The 3,530-nt window shown below is 74.9% G+C and carries 4 protein-coding genes; all 4 read left to right on the forward strand.

Features of this window, described 5'->3' with window-relative positions; translation table 11 throughout:
* Positions 1-825 (forward strand): ABC transporter permease (locus NCC78_RS29390; protein WP_372495234.1); only part of this gene is annotated, 825 nt, incomplete at its 5' end.
* Positions 826-836: 11 nt separating this feature from the next.
* Positions 837-2,171 carry an LLM class flavin-dependent oxidoreductase gene (locus tag NCC78_RS29395; RefSeq protein WP_250798609.1) on the forward strand — a complete coding sequence of 445 codons (1,335 nt, stop codon included), beginning with the start codon at positions 837-839 and terminating at the stop codon, positions 2,169-2,171.
* Complete coding sequence (locus tag NCC78_RS29400) at positions 2,168-2,743, forward strand: flavin reductase family protein (RefSeq protein WP_250798610.1); 576 nt, start codon at positions 2,168-2,170, stop codon at positions 2,741-2,743. Before NCC78_RS29395 ends, NCC78_RS29400 begins: the two co-directional genes overlap by 4 nt.
* Complete coding sequence (locus NCC78_RS29405) at positions 2,740-3,360, forward strand: malonic semialdehyde reductase (RefSeq protein ID WP_250798611.1); 621 nt, start codon at positions 2,740-2,742, stop codon at positions 3,358-3,360. Before NCC78_RS29400 ends, NCC78_RS29405 begins: the two co-directional genes overlap by 4 nt.
* Positions 3,361-3,530: the final 170 nt, after the last annotated feature.

Consider the following 3,530-nt stretch of genomic DNA (forward strand, 5'->3'; position numbering starts at 1 on the left):
CCGGCCGTCGCGCCCCCGGTGGCGCCCGCCAACCCCGCCGGCCCGCTGCCCGGCCGGCTGCTCCACCTCGGCGGGCGGGTGCTGCACCGCAGCGCGGCCCTGCTCGCCCTCGCCGCGGTCTGGGAGATCGCCCCCCGCGCCGGCCTGGTCGACCGGGTCTTCCTGCCACCGCTGAGCGAGGTGCTGGTGGGCTGGACGGAGCTGCTGCGCAGCGGGCAGCTCGCCGACCACGTGGGCGCCAGCCTCACCCGGTCGCTGACCGGGCTGGGCCTGGCGGTGCTCACCGCCATCCCGCTGGGGCTGCTGATCGGCTGGTACCGGCCCCTGGCGGACCTGCTCAGCCCGCTGCTGGAGGTGTTCCGCAACACCGCGGCGCTGGCCCTGCTGCCGGTCTTCGTGCTGATCCTCGGGCTGGGGGAGACCTCGAAGATCGCCCTGGTGCTCTACGCCTGCTCCTGGCCGATCCTGCTGAACACCATCGCCGGGGTGAAGGGCGTCGACCCGCTGCTGATCCGCTCGGCCCGGTCGATGGGGCTCAACCACCTGCGCCTGTTCCAGAAGGTGATCCTGCCGGCCGCGGTGCCGACCATCTTCACCGGCGTCCGACTGGCCGGGGCCTACTCGATCCTCGTGCTGGTCGCCGCCGAGATGGTCGGCGCGAAGGCCGGCCTCGGCTACCTCATCAACTACGCGCAGTACAACTTCGCGATCCCCGACATGTACTCCGGGATCATCACGATCTCCGCCATCGGCCTGGTCGTCAACCAGCTACTCGTCGCCCTCGAACGCCGCTTCTCCACCTGGCGCGTCGACGTCTCCGCCTGAAAGGAAGCCCCATGTCCCGCACCCTGCACCTCAACGCGTTCCTGATGGGCGTCGGCCACCACGAGGCGGCCTGGCGGCACCCGCGCACCGACCCGCACCGGGTCGCCGACGTCCGGCACTTCCAGGAGCTGGCCCGGATCGCCGAACGCGGCACCCTCGACTCGGTCTTCCTCGCCGACTCCCTCGCCGTCGGGCCGGCCGTCCGGCACAACATCCAGGCCGTCTTCGAACCGCTCACCCTGCTCACCTCGCTGGCGGCGGTCACCGAGCACATCGGCCTGATCGCCACGGTCTCCACCACCTACACCGAGCCGTTCACCACCGCGCGCACGTTCGCCTCGCTGGACCACCTCAGCGGCGGCCGGGCCGGCTGGAACATCGTCACCTCCGCCCAGGAACGGGAGGCGTGGAACTTCAACCGGGCCAGCCACCCCGCGCACGCCGACCGCTACCGCCGGGCCGCCGAGTTCGTCGACGTGGCGATCAAGCTCTGGGACAGCTGGGAGGACGACGCCCTCGTCCTCGACGCCGGCGCCGGGGTCTTCGCCGACACCGACCGGGTGCACGAGATCAGCCACGCGGGGGCGGAGTTCCAGGTCCGGGGGCCGCTGAACACGCCCCGCCCGCCGCAGGGCCGGCCGCTGCTGGTGCAGGCCGGATCGTCCCCGGACGGCATCGCCTTCGCCGCCCGGTACGCCGAGGCCGTCTTCACCGCCCAGCAGACCCTCGCCGACGGGCAGGCCTTCCACGCCGCGCTCAAACGGGCCACCGCCGCCGCCGGCCGCGACCCCGACCTGGTCAAGGTGCTGCCCGGCATCGCCCCCGTGATCGGCGGTACGGAGGCCGAGGCGCAGGCCCTCGCCGCCGAGCTGGAGGCGCTGATCGTCCCCGAGCACGCCCTCGCCCAGCTCTCCGGCATGACCGGCGTCGACCTCACCGGCCTGCCGCTCGACGGCCACCTGCCGGAGCTGCCCGACGCGACCAGCGTCCAGGCGCACCAGAGCCGCTACCAGCTCGTCGTCGACCTGGCCCGGCGGGAGAACCTCACCCTCCGGCAGCTGATCGGCCGGCTCGGCGGCGGCCGGGGCCACCGGGTGGTCGCCGGCACCCCGGACCAGATCGCCGACCAGATCGAACTCTGGTTCACCCAGGGCGCAGCCGACGGCTTCAACGTGATGCCACCGCTGCTGCCCAGCGGGCTGGCGGACTTCGTCGACCACGTGGTGCCGCTGCTGCGGGCCCGGGGCCTGTTCCGGCACGAGTACACCGGCCGCACCCTGCGCGAGCACTACGGCCTGCCCCGCCCCGCCAGCGCGTACGCCGCCGCGGCGCTGGTGCCGGCGTGACCACCGTGGAGCGTCCCCGGACGGACGCGCCTCCCGCCGACCTGCTGCCGGTGGACCGGGACCTGTTCCGCGCCCTGCTCCGCCGGCAGGCCGCCACGGTCACCGTGGTCACCGCCGTGGCCCGTGACACCGACCCGGCCTGCCTGGGCGGGATCGGCGCGCCGCTGCGGGCCGGCTTCACCGCCACCTCGTTCACCTCCGTGTCGCTCGACCCGCCCCTGGTGTCGTTCTGCCTCGGCGTGGCATCGTCCAGTTGGCCGGTGCTGGCCCGGGCCGAACACGTCGCCGTGCACCTGCTCGGCGCCGGCCAGCGGGATGCCGCCCGCGTCTTCGCCACCAGCGGCATCGACCGGTTCGCCGCGTACCCGCACTGGGCGCCCGGCCCGTTCGGGGTGCCGCTGCTGACCGGGGTGCTGGCCCGGCTGCTCTGCCGGGTGGTGCACCGGGTGCCGGCCGGCGACCACACCCTGGTCATCGCCGAGCCGCTGGTGCTCGGCGCCGGCGAGGACGGGGACCCGCTGGTCCACCACCGGGGCGGCTACACCACCGCCGGGGCGGCGGTGCCGGCGTGAGCGCGCCCCCGACCCTCGCGCCGCCCGACCTGCTCGCGTTGGACCGGGCCGGCCAGGACCTGCTCTTCCGGGCAGCCCGCACGGCCAACAGCTTCACCGGGGAGCCGGTCACCGACGCCCAGGTCGCCGCGATCCACGACCTGGTCCGGTACGGGCCGACCGCGCTCAACGGCCAGCCCCTGCGGGTGCTGCTGCTGCGCTCGGCGGCGGCCCGGGCCCGGCTGCTGCCGCACGTGCCGAGCGGCAACCGGGCGAAGACGGCCGGTGCGCCGCTGGTGGCGGTGCTCGCCGCCGACGTCGACTTCCACGAGCGGCTGCCCGAGCTGTTCCCGCACCGCCCGCGGGCCCGGGAGTGGCTCGGTGACCGGCCCGAGCGTGCCGCGCAGGCCCGGTTCAACGCCACCCTCCAGATCGGCTACCTGCTGATCGGCGTACGGGCGGCGGGGCTGGCCGCCGGCCCGATGGCCGGGTTCGACGCCGAGGGGGTGCGGCGGGACTTCTTCCCGGACGGCCGGCACGAGGTGCTGCTGCTGATGAACATCGGCCGCCCCGCCCCGGATGCCGGGCAGGACCGCCTGCCCCGGCTGGCGACGGAGGAGGTGGTCCGCACCCTCTGAGCGGCGGCGCGGGCGGGTCAGACGGGGGTGCGGGTGGCGGCGAGGACGCGGGTGAGGGTGCCGTCGTCCTCGGTGATGTCGCGTTCGTGGGTGAAGCCGAGCTTCGCCAGCAGGGCCAGGGAGGCGTGGTTGGCCTCGGCGACGGTGGCGTACATCGTGTCCAGGCCGAG

Source organism: Micromonospora phytophila, assembly GCF_023656545.1.
Classification (GTDB): domain Bacteria; phylum Actinomycetota; class Actinomycetes; order Mycobacteriales; family Micromonosporaceae; genus Micromonospora; species Micromonospora phytophila.